Origin of the sequence: Bradyrhizobium sp. WSM3983 (assembly GCF_000473045.1) — a bacterium.
GTDB lineage: Bacteria > Pseudomonadota > Alphaproteobacteria > Rhizobiales > Xanthobacteraceae > Bradyrhizobium.
Window position 1 is genome coordinate 74,123 of sequence record NZ_AXAY01000034.1, and the last position, 20,857, is coordinate 94,979.

A 20,857-nucleotide genomic window follows, 5' to 3' on the forward strand; every position below is an offset into this window, starting at 1 on the left:
GTTTCTCATGTGAACTCACGTGAGCTATCAGCAATGGACTCTAGCCCATTGATCGCGATTCACTTTTCACGGTAGCGCCCGCGTGTTGAAGCGCGCGGCGGCAAGCGACAGGCAAAACGCCGGTCACGGCGCGAAACTGCGCCTTGCGTCCCAAAAATAAAGAGCCGCATCGCTGCGGCTCGGACTCTATTCGTCGCGATAGACCTTCTCGCGTTTCTCGTGGCGCTCCTGCGCTTCCACCGAGAGCGTCGCGATGGGCCGGGCCTCGAGTCGCTTCAACGAGATCGGCTCGCCGGTATCCTCGCAATAGCCGTAGGTGTTGTCCTCGATGCGCTGGAGCGCGGCGTCGATCTTGGCGATCAACTTGCGCTGGCGGTCGCGGGCGCGGAGTTCGATGGCACGGTCGGTTTCGGACGATGCCCGATCGGCGAGATCGGGGTGGTTCACGTTCTCCTCCTGCAGAGCCTGCAGGGTGAGCTTGGACTCTTTGAGGATCTCATCCTTCCAGGCGAGGAGCTTCATACGGAAGTACTCCTTCTGCCGGTCGTTCATGAAAGGCTCTTTTTCGGTCGGTCGGTAGTTTTTCAACTTTTCCAAGGGCGGCCTATCTTCTTAAGCAACGACTCGCGAACGGAACGGGGGTCCGTTGAGCCGGGGCTTATATAGCTACCCCTTGTGACAGACAATATTTCCTTAATGGCGCGGTTACCGCCCCCAAGCCCTTGCACAGGAAGGTTTATCCTAGAGGGACCGGGGGCGGCCAAAAGCCTAGTAGCCGACCGTGAAGCGCTGCCTCAAATGGACCGGCTTCTCGATCTCGTCGGCGAGCGCGATGGCGTAGTCGGCAAAGCTGATCCAGCTCTTGCCGTTCGCATCTGCGAGAAGCTGGTCAGTCCCGAGCCGGAACTTGGCGGTACGCTCTCCCTCGATGAACAGTGCCGAGGGCGAGATGAAGGTCCAGTTCAGGTCCTTTTCCTGCCGCAGCAGGTCGAGAAATGCTCCACCTGCCTCTGCCTCGGCCTTGTATTGGGCCGGAAAACCGGGGGTTGTGACCAGTCTGACGCCCGGCGCGACCTCCAGGCTGCCAGCGCCGCCGACGACCAGATAGCGCCCGACCTTGGAGTCCTTGGCCGCGCCGATCAGCTTGTGCGGGTCGCTGGCCAGGAAATGGACGGAACTCACCGCAACGTCATGCCCAGCCCACAGCTTGGTGAGGCCGGCCTGATCGAGCACTTCGCCCTTGGTCGGTACGACATGCGGCAGTGCCGCGATCTTGTCCGGGTTCCGAGCGATGGCGGTGACGCCATGGCCGCGGCGGGACAGTTCCTTGGTGATCTCCGAACCAGCCCGGCCCGAGGCACCGGCAACTGCGATTTTCATGGAAGGCTCCTTCGCTTCTGTATAGTCGCTTCTGTATAGTAACCAATGGTGACTAGATATCGCAAAGAATGCTGGTGTTAAGGGAGCACTTTGTGCTTACCTGATTACGCAGGAGTAACCGGCAAGCCGAACGGAACGCGAGAAACTGAGATGAAACCCAACGTCTATGCAGCCGATTGCCCGACGCGCCAGATCCTCGATCGCGTCGGCGACAAATGGGCCGTGCTGATCCTGTTGCTACTGCGCGAAGAGCCGATGCGATTCAACCAGTTGCGCCGCACGATTGAAGGCATCTCGCAGAAGATGCTGAGCCAAGTTCTCAAGTCGCTCGAACGCGACGGCCTGATCAAGCGCCGCGCCGTCGCGACCGTGCCGGTGACGGTCGAATATTCGATCACGCAGCTCGGCGTGACACTTGCCGCCGCGGTCGATCCGCTGCGCGATTGGGCCGAGGAAAATTTGAAAGACGTGCTCGCCGCCCAGCGCCGCTATGACGTGCAGCAGAAGGAGGAAGCGGCGTAGAGCCATTCCCCGCGCGCTCCAGATTGCGGGGTGATGGTCAGCCCTGCCCGGCCTTCGCCAGCTCGACTTCGACGCGCAGTTCGATCTCGGACAGCACGGAATCGAGGCCGGGATCGCCGGAGGACGATTTCAGGTTCGCGGCCGCATCGCGCAGCCGCATCACGGTCGACGCGTCGAGATTGCCGGACAGCAGTCCCATCTTGAGATCATCGAGCACGTCGAGCGCGGTCCTGCCGCGGGTCACCGAGCGCTTGCGGCGCTCGACCGGATCTTCCTCGATACCTTGCAGCGCGAGCAGCCCGTCGATGTTGGCCGTGGCCTTCGGTGCGGTGGCGCTGCGCGTCTCCTGCGCCGAATTCGTTTCGGGCAATACGAAGGTGCCGGAGCTCGTTCGCCTGGCCTGGCTGGCCGGCGTTCCAAGCGTGGTCCCATTCGGTCCGTAGATGCGCATCGAAGCAATCCGGTGATCGATGCGCCACATTCGCCGCTTTATGGTTAACGGGGCGTAAACAGCCCGGCAAAATCTGCCGACATGCGGCAGTTTCGCTCCTCAAGGCGAATGCCTTCTGGCGTCGACCCAAAGAGATTTATTCAACCTGTTCAACTGCCTAGCCCCCTGCCCCGTGTTGGCACAGCGCTCGCAAGGAAAGCGTCGGACCAGCTCGTCATGGGAGTGTCGCAGTCGGTCCAAGATTGAGGAGCCTTTTTGAGGAGCCTTGGGGAGCAGAGGATGCCAGGCGTTCGTTGGGTGAGGATTTTTGGGGTGGCCTGCGCCGCGCTGTCAGCGCTGGCGCTCTCGGTCGCGGCTGCGAGTGCGACCTCGCGCATCAAGGATCTCGCCAATATCGAAGGCGTGCGGCAGAACCAGCTCATCGGCTACGGCCTCGTCGTCGGCCTCAACGGCACCGGCGACACGCTCAACAACATCCCCTTCACCAAGCAGTCGCTGCAAGCGATGCTTGAGCGCATGGGCGTCAACATCCGCGGCGCCACCATCCGCACCGGCAACGTCGCCGCCGTGATGGTGACCGGCAATCTGCCGGCCTTCGCCACGCAAGGCACGCGCATGGACGTCACCGTTTCCGCGCTCGGCGACGCCAAGGATTTGCGCGGCGGTACCCTGCTCGTAACTCCGCTGCTCGGCGCCGACGGTAACGTCTACTCGGTCGCCCAGGGCTCGCTCGCGATCTCCGGCTTCCAGGCCGAGGGCGAAGCCGCCAAGATCGTTCGCGGCGTTCCGACCGTGGGCCGCATCGCCAACGGCGCCATCATCGAGCGCGAGATCGAGTTCGCGCTGAACCGGCTGCCGAACGTGCGGCTCGCGCTGCGCAACGCCGACTTCACCACGGCCAAGCGCATTGCGGCCGCGATCAACGACTATCTCGGCGTCAAGAGCGCGGAGCCGATCGATCCCTCGACGGTGCAATTGACGATCCCGCCGGAGTTCAAGGGCAACGTGGTCGCATTCCTGACCGAGATCGAGCAACTTCAGGTGGATCCGGATCTCGCCGCCAAGATCGTCATCGACGAACGCTCGGGCATCATCGTGATGGGCCGCGACGTCCGCGTCGCCACCGTCGCAGTTGCACAAGGCAATCTCACGGTCACGATCTCCGAGAGCCCGCAGGTGAGCCAGCCCAATCCGCTGTCGCGGGGCCGGACCGTGGTCACGCCGCGCTCCAGCGTCGGCGTCACCGAGGACGGCAAGAAGTTCGCCGTCGTCAAGGACGGAGTCTCGCTCCAGCAGCTCGTCGACGGCCTCAACGGCCTGGGCATCGGCCCGCGCGACCTCATCAGCATCCTCCAGGCGATCAAGGCCGCGGGTGCGATCGAAGCCGACATCGAGGTGATGTGATGCAGACGGGCATGATCAACACCGCGCACGTCGTCACACCGGCCGTCTCGAACCCGGCCTTCTCCGTGGAAAGCCGCAACGGTCGGCCTGACTTCGAGCTTGCCGCCGCACTTCAGAAGGTCTCGCCGCAACAGCAGGCCAAGACGCAAAAGACCGCCACCGATTTCGAGGGCATGTTCCTCAACAGCATGTTCGCGCAGATGACCTCAGGCCTGAAGGGCGAAGGCCCGTTCGGAGACACGCCGGGCACCGGCGTCTGGCGCTCGATGCTGACCGAGCAATATTCCAAGAACTTCGCTAGCGCCGGCGGCGTCGGTGTCGCCCGCGAGGTCTACCGTACCCTGATCATGCAGCAGGCCAAAACCACTCTTCGTACGGCATAAGGTCAAACGAGATGAACCACTTCAACGCGTCACGTCAGCCGATGCCAGCGCAGCGCCCGAACAACACGCCTGGCAGCGGGGAGGCGCGCAAGCTCGCAGAGGACCTGATGGACGCGATGAGCGCCCTGCTCGGCCTGATCGAGCGCGAGACCGAGCTGGTCCGCGCCGGCAAGGTCCGCGAGGCGATGACGCTCGAGACCCAGAAGCAGGAACTGTCGCGGCGCTACGTCGGAGCCGTCGGCCAGTTGAAGGCAAACCAGGCACAGCTCGCGAAATCCGCACCCGAACTGCTCTCGACGCTGCACCGGCACCACGACGCCTTCCGCGCCATGCTTCAGGTCAATCTCACCGTGCTCGCGACCGCGCATGCGGTCTCCGAGAGCGTCGTGCGCGGCGTCAATGCCGAGATCCAGAAGCGCAACGTGCCGAACACCTATACGGCGGCGGGACGCCGCGCCACGCCGGGCCCGCGTCACATCACGCCGCTCGCAGTCAGCCGCACCCTCTGAGCGCAGACAAAGAACTCCATCCAATTTTACGAAAAACCGCGCGGCGAAAGCGTCCCGCGGTTAGGCACGTTTGCTTACCTGATGTTCAATCCTGGTGTTCCATGGTTGCGCATTGAGAGGGGTTGGGATTTGACTCACGCAAGGCAACCAGGAGGCTGCCATGAGTACAGATTTCAGCATCAGGCCGGTGGGGATACCGGCCCCCGTACAGATCGTCCCGACGTCGAATTCGGCGGCGAACGATGCCGTACAAACCGATTTGCCGGTGAGCCAGACGGTCGCCGCGAGCGATACGAGCGCCGCTGCGAGCAATGATCTGCAGAGCAATGCGAACATTTCGCGCCAAGTCGTGTTCGACCAGGCGTCCGCATCCATGGTCTTCCAGGTCGTCAACGACAAGACCGATGCGGTGGTCAATCAGTTCCCCGACGAAGCGATGCTGCGCCGGCGAGCCTATTTCCACGCACTGGATTTGAAGTCGGAGCCCTCGCGCCCGCTCAACACGGACCTCAGTGCTTAAAGAACGCCTGCCGATCAGCTGTCGAGCGTGGCTTGCGCGGTATCGAGATAAGTCGAACCGGTCGCGGGATCAGTGACGACGTTCTTGATCTGCGCCGTGCCGGTATCGGTCAGCGTGAACTTCGTGTTGCCGAAGCGGAACGACGAGTCCTTGATCAGAACCTGCTGATACTGCGACGTACCTTCGCTTTGATAGTGGATCTGGGCGCGAAACCCATTCACCTGCGAAATGTCGAGCGAGAATTTCTTGCCGTCGGGATAGGTGCCGCTCCAAATGCCCTGGTACAGCGAGGAGTCGACCGCAACGTATTTGGACGAGCCCGACGTGCTCGACAGGACGTTGGACTTATACGCGGTCGACAAAATGCTCATGATGTCGGACATCACGACGCTCCATCACGGCCGGCCGGACAGACCGGCGGCGATGTTGCGGTTGATCTCGATCAGCGGGCGAAAGTGATCGAACTGCGGGCTCATCTGCAGCGCCGCGGTCTGGCTCAACACGAACACACTGATGTTGGCGATCTTCTGCCGGACGTCGAGCGGCTGCGGGTTATTCTCGCGCATCGCTTCGCTGAGGAAAATCGTCCAGAGCTTGCGGTTGAACATCAACGCCTGCGTGGTCTGCTCGCTGAAGGGGTCAGCGGCATTGATCGCGTCCTGGAGCTTGTTGGCTGCCTTCAGCAGGGTCTGCGCCTCGACGTCACGAGGAGATGCGGTAGTCGTTGCAACACGCGCGTAGGCCGAGGCAGCGGAATTCGACATCAATCACACCTTGGAAGCTTCCTAGCCCGTTGAACGGACTTAAGGATTTCTTTCCCAACCCTATGCAGTAGCGCTTAAGATTTGCTTACATGTGCGCTTGGAAGCACTCCGGATTATTACGGGTCGCGGAGTCCTTCCGTAGGAGCGAGGCTAGATGCGCAGACGCAAGCTGTAAACATGCGCTGCATCGTGCCCATCGATCTCAGCTAATCCTGTCTTAGCGAACTCCCTCAAAAGAACGGCGGGGCATTAGCCCCGCCGCGCTGTCTCACGATTCGATTCTGCGCTTGCGAATTAGCGGAGCAGCTGCAGCACACTCTGCTGTGACTGGTTCGCCAGCGACAGCGCGGAGACCGCAATCGACTGGCGGGTCGACAGCGCCTGGCTGTTGGCCGCTTCCTCGTTGGTGTCCGCGAGCGTCAGGTTGGACGAGCCGGTCTGCAGCACGTTGATCAGGTTCTTGGAGAAGTCCTGACGGACCTGCACGATCGAGAGGTTCGAACCGAGCGCCGAGCCTTCCGACCGCAGCGTGCTCGAGGCCGCGTTGAGGCTCGTGAGCACCCTGTTGGTGGCGCCGTTGTCGATGAAGTCAACGCCGTTGACGAGGTTGCTGAGGCCGAGGCCCGCCGCGTTGAAGACCACGCCGTTGATGCCGAGCGTGGAGCTGCCGGTCTCGTTGAAGATCAGCTTCAGCGTATCGCCATTGAGCAGGTTCACGCCGTTGAAGGAGGCGTCCTGCGACGTCGTGTCGATCTGCGCCAGGATGTTGTTGAACTGGTTGACGAGATTCGAGCGCGCCGTCTGCGCGACCGGATCCTGGATCGGCGGCTGGGCCGTCGTGAAGGCAACCGTGCCGGTGATCGTGCCACCGACGACGCCGCCGGCAGTGACCGAGCCGAGCGTCGAGGAGGCGTATTCATTGACGGTGGTGATCGTAAGCACGCCGTTGGCGTCGATCGTCGCCGTCAGGTGGTTCGCCTGAAGCTGCGAGTTCAGCTGATCGAGCGTCTTGACGGTGCCGTTGGTGCCGTCACCGAACGTGACGTTCACGGCCGTGCCCCCGTTGAAGGAGGTAAACGTCAGGGTCTTGCCCGAGATGCTGCCTGCTCCCGGCGAGCGCCCCGCAGTGAAAGCCGTGCCGGTGCCGGTGGGACCGGTCAGACCGAACGCCGACAGCGCGTTGCCCGTTCCGGTGATCGACAAATCGGCCGCGGTGCCGGTGCTGAGTTTGAGAGCGCCGTTCACGACCGAGGACAGTGACGAACCACTCGCCGCAACCACGGCGCCGCCGCTGACGATGCCGGCACCCGACGCCAGGTCGATCGCGTTCAGCGAGTCCTGAACGCTTCCGCCCTGGAGATAGACGACGGAGTTGCCGCTATTGTCCGTCACGATATTGCCGATCTTGGTGGACCCCGTTGGAGCGGCAGCAGGGGCGGCCGCGTTCTTGAACGTGACCGTCTTGCCGTCGACGTTGAGCGTCGAGCCATCATTGATGAGCGTGCCCAGCGTCGTGGGGGCCGTGAGACGCGCCTTGGCCACACTGACATTGCCGGAGCCGGTTGCCGTCGTCAGACCGAGCGCTTTAAGGAAGTCGGCCTTGCCGGTGATACTGAGGTCAGCGCCCGTGCCGGTGGTGAGGGTGAGCTGACCGCCGGCGATGGAGGCGTTGGTGCCTGACGAGTTCGACAACGTCGCGGTGCCGCCCGTGATAGCCGCCTTTTGCACGCCGCTTGCGAGATCGATCGCATCCGTAACGTCCTGGACGGTTGCGGCCGGGGCAGCGTTCGTACCGAGGTAAACCGTCGAATTGCCATTGCCGTCGGTGACGACGTTGTTGTTCCTGCCGGAACCGGCGGGAACATTGGCCACCGCGGGCGCAGCGCCGGCCCTGAAGGTGATGGTTTTGCCGTCGACGATGAGCACATCGCCGTCTGACGGCGCGCCGTTCGTCGCGATGGTGAGGTTGCTCGGCGTGCCGAGCAGGGTCAGACCCGGCGCCAGGCTGGCCGCGGTGTTCGCACCGTCAGGAGCAGCCGAACCGACCAGCGACTGCGAGATGCCGCCGAGCGTGGTCGCGGTGGTGGCCGGAGTCGTGCCGCCAGCGGTACCGTTGGTGACGACATTGCCGGTTGCAGTTGCGTAGGTATAGCTTGTCGTGCCGCGAAGATCGGCCGGCGTCGCGCCGGGGATCGTGGTCGAGATGTTCGACTTGGTCGAGTAGCCGACGGTGGTCTGGAGCGCCTGGTTGGCGATCGACTTGGCGCTATCGATCAGCTTTTGCAGCGAGGTGATGCCGGTGTTGGCGGCCTGCAACACCTGCACACCGTTGTTGATGCCGTCGAGGAGATTGCTGATGTCGCTCGCCCGGTTGTCCAGCCCCTGTGCCGTGAAGAAGTTGGTCGGGTTGTCGAGCGCGGTATTGACCTTTTTCCCGGTCGAAAGGCGCTGCTGCGTCGTGGACAGCAGGTCGGCCGTCGACTGCAGCGACAACAGGTTCTGGCGAACTGACGCCGAGAGAACGATGTTGGACATTGGCGGGTCTTCCTTTTGAACCGGATACGAATCGGGGCTCGCCGATCTGGAAAGCGGGCTTTTGTCCAGTTTTAGGGGCTGTCCTTTAAAGTATGGTTAACGCCGGTTTAAGGGATACGGTTAATGCCTGGTTAGCGCCCTCCTCCGCTCCGGACCTACGGGCTCTGCACCGTCGCTGCGGACGCAAAAAAAGCGGCGGGGCCGAAGCCCCGCCGCCGTATCTATTCTGTTGTTTCAGCGACTTATTAGCGGAGCAGCTGGAGCACGCTTTGCTGCGACTGGTTGGCCAGCGACAGTGCGGAGACCGCGATCGACTGGCGGGTCGACAGCGCCTGGCTGTTGGCCGCTTCCTCGTTCGTGTCGGCCAGCGTCAGGTTGGACGAACCGGTCTGCAGCACGTTGATCAGGTTCTTGTTGAAGTCCTGACGCACCTGCACCACCGACAGATTCGAACCGAGAGTCGAGGCTTCCGACCGCAGCGTGCTGGATGCCGAGTTCAGGCTGACCAGCACCTTGTTGGTGGCGGAGTTGTCGATGAAGTCGGTGCCCTGCACCAGCCCGGCCAGACCCAGACCCTTCGAGTTGAAGGTCACGCCGGTGATGCTCAGGCTCGACTTGGCGGTCTCGTCGAACACCAGCTTGAGCTGATCGCCGTTGAGCAGGTTGACACCGTTGAAGGACGAATCAACCGACGTCGTGTCGATCTGCGACAGGATGTTGTTGTACTGGGCAACCAGGTTGGAACGGGTCGCTTGGGCAACCGGGTCCACAGTCGGCGTCGTCGCGTTCGTCCAGGTCAAGCTCGAGGTGATCGTACCGCCGATCGTGCCGCCAGCGGCGGCCGATCCGATTGTCGAGGACGCGTAGTCGTTGGTGGCGGAGACCGTGAGCAGGCCGTTGGCGTCGATCGTGGCGGTCAGGTTGTTGGCCTGAAGCTGCGTGTTGAGCTGATCGAGCGTCTTGACCGTGCCGCCGGTGCCATCACCGAAGGTGACGTTGACCGCCGCGCCGCCGTTGAAGGAGCTGAAGGTCAAGGTCTTGCCCGAGACACCGCCGGCCGATGCGGCGCGGCTCGCCGTGAAGGCGGTGCCGGTGCCGGTCGAGCCGGTCAGGCCGAGCGCGGACAATGCGTTGCCCGAACCTGTGATCGACAGGTCGGAGTTTGTGCCCGTCGAAAGGTTGAGCGCACCGGCCACGATCGACGAGTTCTTGGCTCCCGCGGTCGTCTGCAGGGCACCCGAGGCACCGGCCGTCTTGACGGTCTGCACCCCGGTAGCGAGATCGATGGCGTTCAGAACGTCGGCCGTCGTACCGGACTGCAGGTAAACCGTCGAATTGCCGTTTCCATCCGTGACCAGGTTGCCGACCAGGGTGGAACCGGTTGCGACTGCGGTGGGCGTCACGGCGTTCTTGAACGTGACCGTCTTGCCGTCCACGTTCAGCGTCGAGCCGTCCTGGATCAAAGTGCCGAGTGTGCCCGAGGCGGTTGAGCGCGCCTGGGTCACAGTGGCGGTACCGCTGCCCGCTGCCCCGGTCAGGCCTAGGGCCTTCAGGAGGTCGGCCCGGCCAGTGATGCTGAGATCAGCACCGGTACCAGTCGTGAGGGTAAGAACACCACCAGCGCTAACGGAAGCCAAAGTGCCCGAACCGGCGACGACGGCAGTACCACCGGCGTTAAGTTTCCCAGCTCCGGTCGCCAGATCGATCGCATTGAGCAGGTCCTGCACCGAGCCGGTCGGAGCCGAGGCGCCCGTGTAGACGGTAGAGTTCCCGTTGCCGTCCGTAACGATGTTGCCAACCTTGTTCGAGCCTGAGGGCGCCGCGGTCGGAACGTCGGCCGTCTTGAAGGTGATCGTGTGCCCATCGACCGTCAACGTCTCGCCGTCCGAAGGCGCGCCCTTGGCGGCAATGGTTGTCGCTGAGGGGGCGCCGGCGAGCGTAAGGCCCACAGCCAGTTTGCCTGCGGCTCCCGCACCGTCAGGCGCCGCGGATCCGACCAGCGAAGCGGACCCGCCGCCGAGCGTGGTTGCTCCGGACGCAACGGTGGTACCGCCCGCACTACCGTCGAACACCACGTTCGAGAGCGCGGTCGTGCTGCTATAGGTCGTGGTGCCGCGCAGGTCGGTCGCGGTCGCACCGGCGATCGTGGTCGAGACGTTCGACTTGGTGGAGTAGCCGACCGTGGTCTGGAGCGCCTGGTTGGCGATCGACTTGGCGCTGTCGAGCAGCTTCTGCAACGAGGTGATGCCGGTGTTGGCGGCCTGCAGCACCTGCACGCCGTTGGCGATGCCATCGAGCAAATTGTTGATGTCGCTGGCGCGGTTGTCGAGCGACTGTGCGGTGAAGAAGTTGGTGGGGTTATCCAGCGCCGAGTTCACCTTCTTGCCAGTCGACAGACGGGACTGGGTGGTGGCGAGCAGGTCGGCGGTGGACTGGAGGGAGAGCAGGTTCTGGCGAACCGAGGAGGAGAGAACGATACCGGACATACTGTTACCTTTCTGGTAGCTACGCGTCCTGCTTGACCGAGATTGATCAAACGACCGGCGGACGGTTGCGTCCAAGCCTCTAACAATCCGTGAAATGAAACCTCGGGTTTGTCCGCGTTGCGCGCAAAATGCTCTCCGGTGAACTTCCGAACCTCGCCGTTGCCATCGCGCACGGCATTGACATCATTTGGCTTTTTCGCGCCAAGGTTTCTGTTTACGATCCGTTAACCGCATTCGGCAAGGATTGGACCCAAATCAGAGCCGGCAGCCGCCATTGACTGGACGCGCGTGCCACTCGGTTACAAAAGGGTTGATGGAGAACAGGCATGGCTCTCAAGGTCGAGCTCAAACCGCACGAACGCATCATCGTCGGTAACTGCGTCATCACCAACACCGACCAGCGCGCCCGCCTTCTGATTGACGGCGAGAACGTGCCGATCCTGCGCGAGCGCGACATCCTCACGCCGGAGACCGCCAATACACCGGCCAAGCTCGTCTATCTGGCGGTACAACTGATGTACATCTCGCCCGACCCGCAGACCCAGCACGGCACCTATTTCAATCTTGTGCGCGACATCGTCACCGCCGTGCCGAGCGCCTGGACGATCATCGAAGGCATCAATAACAACATCATGAGCGGCGATCTCTACCGGGCGCTGAAGGATGCACGCAAGCTGATCGCCTATGAGGACAAGCTGCGGCAGCAGTTCGAGGCCACCCATCCCAAGGACGAGGTCAAGGACAACGTCAGTTCGGCAGCCTGACCACTACCACTTCGCACATCTGACGCAAAAACGCCTCGGACCAGGTCCGGGGCGTTGTCATTTTCTGGGTTTTTGGTGTCACTGCGCCGCGAGCGGCGGCGCCTCGATCTCGATCACTCCGCCGCATCGCCGCGCGCCAAACTCCAGCACGGCCGACACCAGCGCGTCGATATCCGTCTCCGCGGTGCGATGATTGACGATCGCGGCACGGATCGCGAACTTGCCGTCCAGAATCGTGCTTGACGGTGCGGCAATGCCGGACTCCTGGACATCGGCGACGATCTCGCGATTGATTGCATCGCCGGCGCGGTAGCGGAAGCAGACGATGTTGAGATTGACCGGCGCAAGCAGCTCGAGCCGGGGCTCGGCGAGCACGCGCGCCTCGAGATATCTGGCGAGCGCGCAGCTGCGCGCGATCACCGCACCCAGCCGGTCGGTACCAAATGTCTTCAGCGTGAACCACGTCTTCAGCGCGCGGAAACCACGCGACAGATCCGGACCGAGATCGCACGGCCAGACAGTGCCGGCCGCCAGCCCCCTCGCCTCGCGGCTGAGATAGGCCGCCGGCTGCGCAAAGGCCTGCCGATGCCGCTCGCCGTCGCGCACCAGCAGGAAGCCGGCATCATAGGGCACCTGCCCCCATTTGTGGAAGTCGAGCGCGATCGAATCCGCGAGCTCGATGCCCTCGAGCAGCGGCGCGAGCTCGGGCGAGAGGATCGCGAGCGCTCCGAAGGCGCCGTCGACATGAAACCAGATGCCCTCCTCGCGGCACAGATCCGCGAGCGCCCTGAGATCGTCGATCGCGCCGATGTCGACAGTACCGGCCGACGCCGTGACCAGGAACGGCCTGAAGCCGACCTCGCGATCGATCGCGATCTGCGCACGCAGCGCGGCGACATCGATGCGATGATCGGCATCGACGTCGATCTTGCGCAACGCATCGGTGCCGAGCCCCGCGATGTCCATCGCCCTCGAGATGCAGCCATGCGCGGCCTTCGACGCATAGGCCGTGAGCAGCGTGCCGTCATTGCCGATGCCGTGCTGCCGCGCCAGCGCGCCGAGCGCGCTCGTGCGCGCAACCAGAACCGCCATCAGATTGGCCATCGACGTGCCCGTGACGAAGATGCCACTCGCGCCCTGCGGAAAGCCGAACAAGCCGCGCATCCACTCGACGATCTGGCGCTCGACCTCGATCGGCATATGATCGCGTCCGCCGAGATTGGCATTGAGGCCCGCTGCAAGCATCTCCGCGACCATGCCGACGGCGGTGCCGCCGCCATGCACCCAGCCCATGAAGCCGGGATGAATATTGCCGGTCGCGTAAGGCGCGACGTGCTCGGAGAATTCGCGATAGACTTCGGCGAGATCGGTTGCCTCGCGCGGCACGTCGGTTCGAACCGCCGCGCGAACCGCGTCGGGGATCGGCTGCCAGACCGGACGCGCGCGGACATTGGCGATGCCGTCGATCGCTTCATCCAGCATACGATGGGCGAGTGCGCGAAACTCGCTCCAGTCCTGCGGATCGAGCGATCCGTTCGTGAACGAGGCCTGCGTGTTGCGGATGATCTCGTTCATGCGGCACTCCCTACGCTTGCCTTTGCATGCCGCGACAGCATCGCGGTGAACGCGGCAAAGATCTTGCGCATCTGCGGCGGCTTGTACGGAAACACGACGGGCGAATCCATGTTGTGCACGACGGCGGTGTTGTCGGCTTCGAACACCAGAAGCTCGCCGTTCTGATTCTCGGCGCAATCGACGATGAAATAATCGAGGCCGACGCGCCGGCTCATTTCACCGAGCGCATTCTTGTGGCGCGCTGCGAAGGCGTTGTCGAAATCTTGCATGAAGATGGCCTCTTCAGCACGCTTCTCTTCGCTGAACGCCATGTAGGCGTTGAGATACCAGATGTCCCAGCGATCGGCGATCGCCATGTGGCATGCGTAAGGCTTGCCGTCGACCATGGTGAGCCGAATTTTGCGAAAGAGACCGTCGGGGTTCGCGTAGTTGACGAAGCGCGCGACGAAGAAGTTCTGCTCCTGCCGTTCGGCAAGATAGGCCGCGAGCGCGGAAGCATCATCGACCTTCGCAAGCCCGACGCCGGCATGCGTGCCGCGCGGCCGTACGATCAGCGGAAAGTGCAATTCGCCCGTGATCTCCGCGCAAGCGATCCGCCCCTCCGAGAGCGCCGTCAATTGCGCACGGGTCGCGTTGGCGGTCACGGGAATATCGAGACCGGGGATATCCGCCAGCAACCGATACAGCTTGTCGCGATCGAGATTGCCGATCAGTTCAGGACGATTGAGCAGCGGCCGCGGCCAGCGCGGCGCGGCCTTTTCGATCAACGCCAGCGCTTCGCGGCATTCCTCGGAATCGGATGCGACCACGATGGCGACGTCGTGATCAGGCAGCGTTTCCGGAAGGCCGGTTGCCTTGGTCACATAGAGCGTCAGGAGCTCGATATCGGAGCCTTCAAGCAGGAATTCGATCGGTGTGTTGCCACCCATGTCGATGTCGGCCGCAAGCGCAAGCACGCGCAACCCCGGCTTCGGCGCTGCAGAGGGCGTGCGAAACAACTGATGGAAGGAGAGCACCTCGGACTGGATCACCAGTCCGGCTTCCTTCTCGCCCTGAAGCTGGGCAATCAGGGACAGATCCAGGCCCTCGCCCGCCTGCGCCGTCCCCTCCGCGATCCGCGCCAGCAGCCGCTCACGCAACGGGTGCAGATCGACGCCCTCGAAGGCCTGGCGCGTCAAATGCGCAAAGCCGATACGGTCGGCATAGTTCGGCGCGGCAAGCGGATGCAACATCTCACACCTATAAGGGCTACGCCGGCACAGCGGCGGTATGGTCAAGCAGCAGCTCGGTCTTCACCAGGACGTGGGCGATGCGATCGAGGATGTGCTGCACATTGCGTTGCGCTTGCGCGCTGTCGGCCGACCAGGCGTCGGTGACGAGCCGCGCGCTGACGCACAGCCGCAGCGCAGCCTGTGGCGCGCCGTCCGGTTGCTCCAGCCGAACCGGCTGGCCAACGAGACAGCGTTGCGCGGCAACCTGCCGGTCCGCCGCGCTGCCGCTGATGTCATTGTTCATGTCGCGCGCCAGCGCGCGATGGACAGCGCTGGTGTCGGCGATGGACACCGGCTTGCCGTTACGAAGCAGCGTGAATGGAAAGATCGTGCGTTGGCGAATTCCTCGTCATCCGCATCCGCCTTGTCGAAGGCTGCCGGTACGGCGCGCAGCGACGGCGACAGGGCGATCATGCTGTCGATGCCATCAGCGAGTTCGGCCAGCGCCTTGGCGCGGAATGCCCCGGGTACGGCGTAGTAGTTGCCGATCTCGGCCAGCGCGGCTTCCCAGCGCAGCCATTGGCCGAAATTCGGACGACGTTCAAAGCGCGAGCGCAGCGCCGTCCACGCCATCGGCCAGTCGCAGCGGCCGACATAATCGAAGAAGCCCGGTGCGATCCCTTCAATCCGGTCGAGCGCGCGCGACAGGCCCTTCGGCACCAGCAGCGCGCCGCTGAAGGCAGGCCCGCCGAAGAACTTCGAACCGGTGATCAGCACCATGTAGCCGCGGTCGAGATAAGAGCGTAGCCGGCGGCGACCGAGCCGCGCCTGACAGGCATCGACGACGACCTGAACCTTGCGTGGCCAGCGCCGCGCGATCTCATCGAGACAGGCGGCGCTCGGCGCGCGCCAGCCGAGCTTTGACGAATCCATAATGTGCAACAAAACGCGCCGGCCTTGCGCGAGGCTGTTCTCGATTGCTCGCATGACCTCGGCATCCGCGTCGGCGCGCATCGCGAGGCCCGAGGTGGCGTCGCGCAGCGGCACCGCGATGCTGTCGCCGGCGAGGCCCGCAATCGCAGCGTCCTTGCGCACCGCAATGCCGCTCGCCGTCATCGTGCTGAAATGGTGCCCGCGCGCGGTATGCGTCGTGCCGCTACCGGTCTGATCAGCCCCGACCACGATGGTCACCGGCGGCGCACCGAGCACGGCTCGGGCCAGAAACAAGGCATGGAGCTGTGAATCCGTGCCCGACGGCGAGAACACGACATCAATGCGCGGCGAGAGCTGAAAGTGCCCACGCAATTCGTCCCGCAGATCCTCGCAGCGCCGGTCGAAGGCGATCTCGACCTCGTCGAACAGCGATTTGTGGACCAGTTCCTCGCGCGCCAGCGCGGCGCGGTCATAGGCGGCCTGCGAGATCGTCGATGCCGTCGACGAGGCGAAACTCCAGATCTCGGGTTCGGGCGAGGCCGCACAGCCATAGGCGTTGACGCGCTCTTTCGCGTCGAGCGCCAGCCGCTGGTCGCCGCCGGAGACGAGCAGCGTATCCAGCGGCGTGAACAGATCGCGCAGGCGATAGCGCGAGCCGCGCTCGGACGCTCGCTCGAGGTCTGACGGGCGGGATGCGCCGATGCTCATCCCGACAGGCTCACGCCGCGTCGGCCGCCGCCGCGGGCGCGGGCGCGGCTGCGAATTGCGAGGCGATATCGCCGTGAAACACGGAGGGACCGACATGGTCGAGCGAGCTCTGGATATCGGCCCAGATCTCGCCGCCGATATCAGTCCAGCGCTTGCAGAAGGCGAAGTCCTCGGAGAGATAGGTGCCGGTCGCCGGATCGATCATGCACTCGAACAGCGCGAACCGGTTCGGGCTCGCGACAAGAGTGTCGTGGGAATGTTCGCGGAAGAATTGCAGATTGGCATAGTCCGGATGGCGGCACATCGCCTCCAGCGCCTGGCGGCGGATCATCAGGAAACCGGTGCCGGCATAGCGCACGCGGGTAAAACCGTTGACCACCACGATGCGATCGGGATCCTCGATCTCGAGCACGTAGTCGAGCGAGGCCGCCGTCACATCGGCCCGCCCGGCCTTGATCGCACGGGTCGCCTTGTCCCAATTGACCCGCTTGATCGGATAGCAGCCCGCGACGACGTCGGCGCCGCATTCGATCAGCCGGAACACCTGCTCGGGCTTGAAGCCGATGTCGGCATCGATGAAAAGGAAATGCGTCGCGTCCGGGTCGTCCAGGAACATCGCAACCAGATTGGCCCGCGCACGCGTGATCAGCGCGTCACCGTCGCGCAACAGCACCTTGAGCCCGAGATTGGACATGCCATGCACGGCGCGCTGGAGTGCGAAGATCGAGCTCGCGTAAATGCTCGACACCTGCCCGCCGAAGCACGGCGTGGCCACCACCAGTTGCATCTTGTCAGACATCGACGGCTCCGCGCCCCGCTCAAATCCTCACCAAGAGGTAAAGAGGCATGGTTAACGGCGCCTTAATGCGCCGTTACAGGAACTTGACCAACGAGAGCTGCGCGAGGTTGGCGGTCGTCTGGTAGGACGCCTGCAGCGCGTTCTGGAGCGACAGGATTTCGCTCGCGACCTGGTCGGGCGACGCCGACTCCGCCTGGTCGACGATGTTCTGAAGCTGCGCCTTGGCCTGGGTCTGGCGCGTGCTCGCGTCCTTCATCGTGTTCTGGGCCATCGCGATGTCGGTCTGGATGTCCTCGATCTTCTGCTGCCCGGGCTGCGGGGTCAGCGCCTGCGTAGTGCGCTGGCTCAGCGCCGCGACCGTCGCGCCCGAATATTGCCCGGTCGGCGAGGTCGAGAACGTGCCGTACACGGCGACTGCCTGCAATTGCTTGCGGATCGCGTCCTCGTCGGCCTGCGCGCCATATTGCACCGTGACGGAATCGTCGACCCGCGCCACCGCGGTCGAGCGTGCCGAGCCCGGCCCGTCATTGCCGGTGTACCATTTCACGGTCGTGGCCGAGCCGTTCACCAGCGTTGTTGCCGAACTCGCGGGCGAAGAGCCGACGCGCAGCGGCGGCTGCGTGGCGGTGATCGGGGTTGAGCTGAAGCCGAGCGCGCCGAGCGCGGCGGTCGCGCCAGGGCTCGAGCCCGAGATACTCAGACTCGCCGCGTCGTCAGTGTTGATCGTGATCGAGCCGACCCGGATGGTCGACGGCCTCGAGGTCCCCGTGATGGCGTCAATCTTGCTCATCAGGGCCTGCACGTTGTCGCCGACGTTGAGCTGGTTGCCGGTCGCGCCCGACGCGACGAAACTCAGCGTGGTGCCGTTGACGGTGATGGTGTCACCGACAGAGAAGCCCGGCGCGATCGAGTCCGATGGCGCCGTGCCCGATAGCGCGGTGGTGCTGCTGATCGGTGCCGCAGGGCTCGCCTGGTTGGTCTTGTTAGCGCCGATTACCGAGCCATCGGTGTTGAAGAAATTGTCGCCGGCGGCGACGGCCGATGCCGCCACCAGCGAGGTGTTGGCGAGCTTCTTGATCGCGGTGTTCAGCGCGGTGTTGAGGTTCGACGCCGTGATGTTCGGGTCGGGTGGAACCACCGGAACGACATTGGGATTGCCGGGATCGATCGCGAAGCAGCCGACCGGCGTCGGCGTCGCGCTGGACGCAGTCAGGTCGATCTGCTCGGTCGAACCATCAGGCAGCGCGAACTGCACGCTGAGCTTGTCGCCGTTCTTCGGGTTGATGCCGTTGAGATCGACCGAGAACGACACCGGCGATCCGCTCGGGCCCGTGACCGTCGCGCCGGTCAGCGTCGAGGACACCGCGGAGATCTTCAGACCGAACGGTGATCCCGCGACGTCCTCGGACACCTTCACCGAGCTCGGCGTCGGCTGTGGCGTCGCCAGCACCAGCCGCCCCATGCCGTTGGCACCGAGGTCGGCTGCCTGACGTTCGGCCATGACGGTTTTCAGGCCCGCCTGCGTTGTGGTGCCGTTGATGATGTCGCCGGCGTTGGCGACCGACTGCGTGTTGTAGGCGGTGCCGGAGAACAGATAGCGGTTGCCCGACTGCGTGTTGAGGACGCCGACCATCGAGCCGAACTGCGCGGCCGCCGTGTTCTGCGCCACCGTCAGGCCGTTGACGTTGAGATCCTGTGAGCTGGTGGCCGAGCCCGTCTGTACCGTGTTGCGAATCGTCGTCAGCGACTGCAGCGCGGTATTGGCGAGGTTGATGTTGACGTTGACGTTGGTGATCGTGTCGGTATAGGCGGCGATGTTCGAAAGCTGCGCGCGCGAGGCGATCGCAAAGCCTTCGTTGGTCCCCATGCCGGAATAGTTCTGCGACAGCTTGCCGGTCGAGAGCTGCGTCGACAGGTCGGTGAGCTGCTGGTTGATGTTACGGACCTGCGCGCCGAGGACCGACGAACCGTAATTGATGCTGCTGATCGACATGTTTCAGAGCCCTACTGATTACCCTTGAGCCTGGAGCAACGTATTCATCATGCTCTGCACCACCGACATCACATGGGCGTTGGCGGCATAGGCATTCTGAAGCTGGATCAGGTTCGACATCTCCGAGTCCAGATTGACGCTGGAGGTCGAGTTGAACTTGGCCTGGAGCGTCGAGACCACGACGCTCTGGCCCTGCTGGAGCGCGGTCGCCTGGGTCGACGCGTTGGCCTGCACGCTCAGGAATTGCTGGAGGTAATTCGAGACGCTGCCGGTGAACGGCTGGCTTGCCGAGCCAAGACCGGTCTGCGGCGAATAGGAGTACACCGCATTGGTGAGCTGCGAGTAGAGATAATCCGACCGCGTGGTGTCGCCCGTGGGCGTCACCGGCGAGGTGCTGTAGATCGACAGCCTGGTCGGGTCGGTGGTGAGCTGCGTGTTCACGGCGATGCGGCCGGCAAGGCCGGTCATCTGCGAGCCCGAAGCCGTGATCGCGCCGGTATAGAGCGCCTGGCCGCCGTCGGTGAACAGCGGCAGCTGCGGACCGCCCGAGGTCAGCGAGGAGACCGTCTTGGTGCTTGACGCCGAAGTGATCTTGGCGAGGCCGCTGTTGTCATCCGTGACCCGCAGCGTCGTCGCGGTCGCCGGCGACGGTGCCGCGGAGAACGACAGGTGCGAGCCTGATAGCGCGGTGTTGAGCGCGGCGGCGATCGCCCCCATGCCGTTGGAAAAATTGACGCCGATCTGCATCGGATTGGCGTTCGTGGCGTTCTGAAGCGGCAGCGCCGCCGGATCGGTCACGTTCACCAGCGTGATCTGGCGCTGCGTGTTGGTGGAGTCGGTATAGGTGATGTTGACGGTGTTGCCGGGCTGCGCGCCGGCGAGATCGATGTCGAAGCCGGCGGGCGGACCGGAGACGGTGGTGCCCGCCGTGGTCTTGTCCGACAGTGCGCTCGACATCGTCGCGGCGAGCTGGTCGACCTGGTTCTGCGCCTGCACCAACGTCTGGTCGCGCAGCTTCAGATCGGCCGCGATCTGGCCGGAGGAGACCACGTTATTGCCGGCGACGTCGATGGAGGAACCGTTCGGCAGCTTGATAGTGAGCGCACCGACGCCCGACTTGGCCGGGTCGACGTTGTAGAGCGACGTCGCACCCAACGCGCCAGCAGACGCGAACGAGAATTGCGAGGCCAGTCCCGCGCCGACCAGCTGGATGCCCGTCGTGGTGTAGATGTTGGCCTGGTTCGATCCGTCGGTGGTGACGCGGACGTCGACATATTTCGACAGCGAGTTGATGGCCTGGTCGCGCTGGTCCATCAGGGTTGCCGCGGACGGATCGGTCGAGGCCAGGCCCTGGAGCTTGGTGTTGATGTCGGCAATCTGGTTCAGCGCCGCGTTGGCGGCTTGCGCCGAGGTGCCGAGATCCTGCTCGACATTGGAGCGCAGCGACTGGATGCCTTTCGTGGTGACGTTGAGCTGCGTCGCCAACGCCTGCGCGGCACCGAGCGCGACCGTCTGCGCCGATGATGAGCCCGCGCTTGTCGACAGCGCCTGGAGCGAAGAGGTGAAATTGTTCAGCGCGGTTTCGAGCGTGCCGCTGTTGCCCGGCGTACCGTAGACATTCTGAAGCTGCTTCAGAATGTTGGCCATCTGGTCGGCATAGCCGCTGCCGCCGGTCTCGGTGCGCAGCTGGTTCTGCACATAGCTGTCGATGGCGCGGCTGACGCCGGTTGTCTTCGCCGTCGAGCCGAAATCGCCGGTGGTGACTTCGATCTGGTTCGGCGTCTGGGCGACGTAACCCGGCGTCTGCGAGTTTGCGACGTTCGACGAGACGATCGACAGCGCGGCCTGGTTGGCACGCAGGCCGCTCATCGCACTGGCAAGGGCTGAACTCAAACCCATCTTGACTAGCCGCCTTTGGTT

At 63.8% G+C, this 20,857-nt stretch carries 19 protein-coding genes and 1 pseudogene; 7 read left to right on the plus strand and 13 right to left on the minus strand.

The features are described from left to right. Window positions 1-186 precede the first annotated feature (186 nt). Both dksA and YUA_RS0134610 read right to left on the minus strand, forming a co-directional pair. Window positions 187-552 (minus strand): RNA polymerase-binding protein DksA, encoded by a 366-nt coding sequence (gene dksA, locus YUA_RS0134605; RefSeq protein WP_008142458.1) that lies wholly within the window; start codon window positions 550-552, stop codon window positions 187-189. A 216-nt stretch (window positions 553-768) separates the two neighbouring features. Next, the gene (locus YUA_RS0134610; RefSeq protein WP_027534785.1) at window positions 769-1,380 is read right to left on the minus strand and encodes an NAD(P)-dependent oxidoreductase; all 612 of its coding nucleotides are present in this window, start codon (window positions 1,378-1,380) and stop codon (window positions 769-771) included. 150 nt (window positions 1,381-1,530) lie between these two features. On the opposite strand from YUA_RS0134610, the gene YUA_RS0134615 reads away from it, so the two are divergent. Beyond that, complete coding sequence (locus tag YUA_RS0134615) at window positions 1,531-1,902, plus strand: helix-turn-helix domain-containing protein (protein WP_027534786.1); 372 nt, start codon at window positions 1,531-1,533, stop codon at window positions 1,900-1,902. 37 nt (window positions 1,903-1,939) lie between these two features. Here YUA_RS0134615 and YUA_RS0134620 read toward each other — a convergent pair whose 3' ends face one another. Beyond that, window positions 1,940-2,353 (minus strand): flagellar assembly protein FliX, encoded by a 414-nt coding sequence (locus YUA_RS0134620; RefSeq protein ID WP_027534787.1) that lies wholly within the window; start codon window positions 2,351-2,353, stop codon window positions 1,940-1,942. A gap of 279 nt (window positions 2,354-2,632) precedes the next feature. On the opposite strand from YUA_RS0134620, the gene YUA_RS0134625 reads away from it, so the two are divergent. The 4 genes from YUA_RS0134625 (at window position 2,633) to YUA_RS0134640 (ending at window position 5,169) form a co-directional block, all read left to right on the plus strand. Then, window positions 2,633-3,757, plus strand: coding sequence for a flagellar basal body P-ring protein FlgI (locus YUA_RS0134625; RefSeq protein ID WP_027534788.1), 1,125 nt, complete (start codon window positions 2,633-2,635; stop codon window positions 3,755-3,757). After that, window positions 3,757-4,140, plus strand: coding sequence for a flagellar assembly peptidoglycan hydrolase FlgJ (flgJ, locus tag YUA_RS0134630; RefSeq protein ID WP_027534789.1), 384 nt, complete (start codon window positions 3,757-3,759; stop codon window positions 4,138-4,140). Before YUA_RS0134625 ends, flgJ begins: the two co-directional genes overlap by 1 nt. Window positions 4,141-4,151: 11 nt before the next feature. After that, window positions 4,152-4,649, plus strand: coding sequence for a hypothetical protein (locus tag YUA_RS0134635; RefSeq protein ID WP_027534790.1), 498 nt, complete (start codon window positions 4,152-4,154; stop codon window positions 4,647-4,649). Window positions 4,650-4,809: 160 nt separating this feature from the next. Further along, window positions 4,810-5,169, plus strand: a complete 360-nt coding sequence (locus YUA_RS0134640) for a flagellar protein FlaG (RefSeq protein ID WP_027534791.1) — start codon at window positions 4,810-4,812, stop codon at window positions 5,167-5,169. 14 nt (window positions 5,170-5,183) lie between these two features. Here the strand turns inward: YUA_RS0134640 and YUA_RS0134645 are convergent, their stop codons facing one another. The 4 genes from YUA_RS0134645 to YUA_RS0134660 form a co-directional block, all read right to left on the minus strand. Beyond that, the gene (locus YUA_RS0134645; protein WP_027534792.1) at window positions 5,184-5,552 is read right to left on the minus strand and encodes a hypothetical protein; all 369 of its coding nucleotides are present in this window, start codon (window positions 5,550-5,552) and stop codon (window positions 5,184-5,186) included. A gap of 12 nt (window positions 5,553-5,564) precedes the next feature. After that, window positions 5,565-5,933, minus strand: a complete 369-nt coding sequence (gene flaF, locus YUA_RS0134650) for a flagellar biosynthesis regulator FlaF (RefSeq protein WP_027534793.1) — start codon at window positions 5,931-5,933, stop codon at window positions 5,565-5,567. Between the two features lie 294 nt (window positions 5,934-6,227). After that, complete coding sequence (locus YUA_RS0134655) at window positions 6,228-8,468, minus strand: DUF1522 domain-containing protein (RefSeq protein WP_027534794.1); 2,241 nt, start codon at window positions 8,466-8,468, stop codon at window positions 6,228-6,230. A 245-nt stretch (window positions 8,469-8,713) separates the two neighbouring features. Next, entirely contained in the window at window positions 8,714-10,954 is a 2,241-nt protein-coding gene (locus YUA_RS0134660; protein WP_027534795.1) for a DUF1522 domain-containing protein, read from the minus strand. Between the two features lie 128 nt (window positions 10,955-11,082). Between YUA_RS0134660 and YUA_RS50495 the strand changes: the two genes are divergently transcribed. Both YUA_RS50495 and flbT read left to right on the plus strand, forming a co-directional pair. Next, complete coding sequence (locus YUA_RS50495; RefSeq protein ID WP_156947466.1) at window positions 11,083-11,232, plus strand: hypothetical protein; 150 nt, start codon at window positions 11,083-11,085, stop codon at window positions 11,230-11,232. Between the two features lie 48 nt (window positions 11,233-11,280). Beyond that, window positions 11,281-11,718, plus strand: coding sequence for a flagellar biosynthesis repressor FlbT (flbT, locus tag YUA_RS0134670; RefSeq protein WP_027534796.1), 438 nt, complete (start codon window positions 11,281-11,283; stop codon window positions 11,716-11,718). Window positions 11,719-11,796: 78 nt separating this feature from the next. Here flbT and YUA_RS0134675 read toward each other — a convergent pair whose 3' ends face one another. From YUA_RS0134675 to flgK, 6 genes and pseudogenes are all read right to left on the minus strand, one after another. Beyond that, complete coding sequence (locus YUA_RS0134675) at window positions 11,797-13,293, minus strand: aspartate aminotransferase family protein (RefSeq protein WP_027534797.1); 1,497 nt, start codon at window positions 13,291-13,293, stop codon at window positions 11,797-11,799. Then, window positions 13,290-14,525 (minus strand): RimK family alpha-L-glutamate ligase, encoded by a 1,236-nt coding sequence (locus YUA_RS0134680; protein WP_027534798.1) that lies wholly within the window; start codon window positions 14,523-14,525, stop codon window positions 13,290-13,292. The genes YUA_RS0134675 and YUA_RS0134680 overlap by 4 nt, the downstream gene beginning before the upstream one ends. A gap of 16 nt (window positions 14,526-14,541) precedes the next feature. Continuing rightward, a pseudogene (locus YUA_RS45970) lies at window positions 14,542-16,145 on the minus strand (hypothetical protein). A gap of 10 nt (window positions 16,146-16,155) precedes the next feature. Next, window positions 16,156-16,944, minus strand: coding sequence for a hypothetical protein (locus YUA_RS0134690; RefSeq protein WP_027534799.1), 789 nt, complete (start codon window positions 16,942-16,944; stop codon window positions 16,156-16,158). A 73-nt stretch (window positions 16,945-17,017) separates the two neighbouring features. Beyond that, window positions 17,018-18,937 (minus strand): flagellar protein, encoded by a 1,920-nt coding sequence (locus tag YUA_RS0134695; protein ID WP_027534800.1) that lies wholly within the window; start codon window positions 18,935-18,937, stop codon window positions 17,018-17,020. An 18-nt stretch (window positions 18,938-18,955) separates the two neighbouring features. Further along, window positions 18,956-20,836, minus strand: coding sequence for a flagellar hook-associated protein FlgK (gene flgK / locus YUA_RS0134700; protein WP_027534801.1), 1,881 nt, complete (start codon window positions 20,834-20,836; stop codon window positions 18,956-18,958). Window positions 20,837-20,857 lie beyond the last annotated feature (21 nt).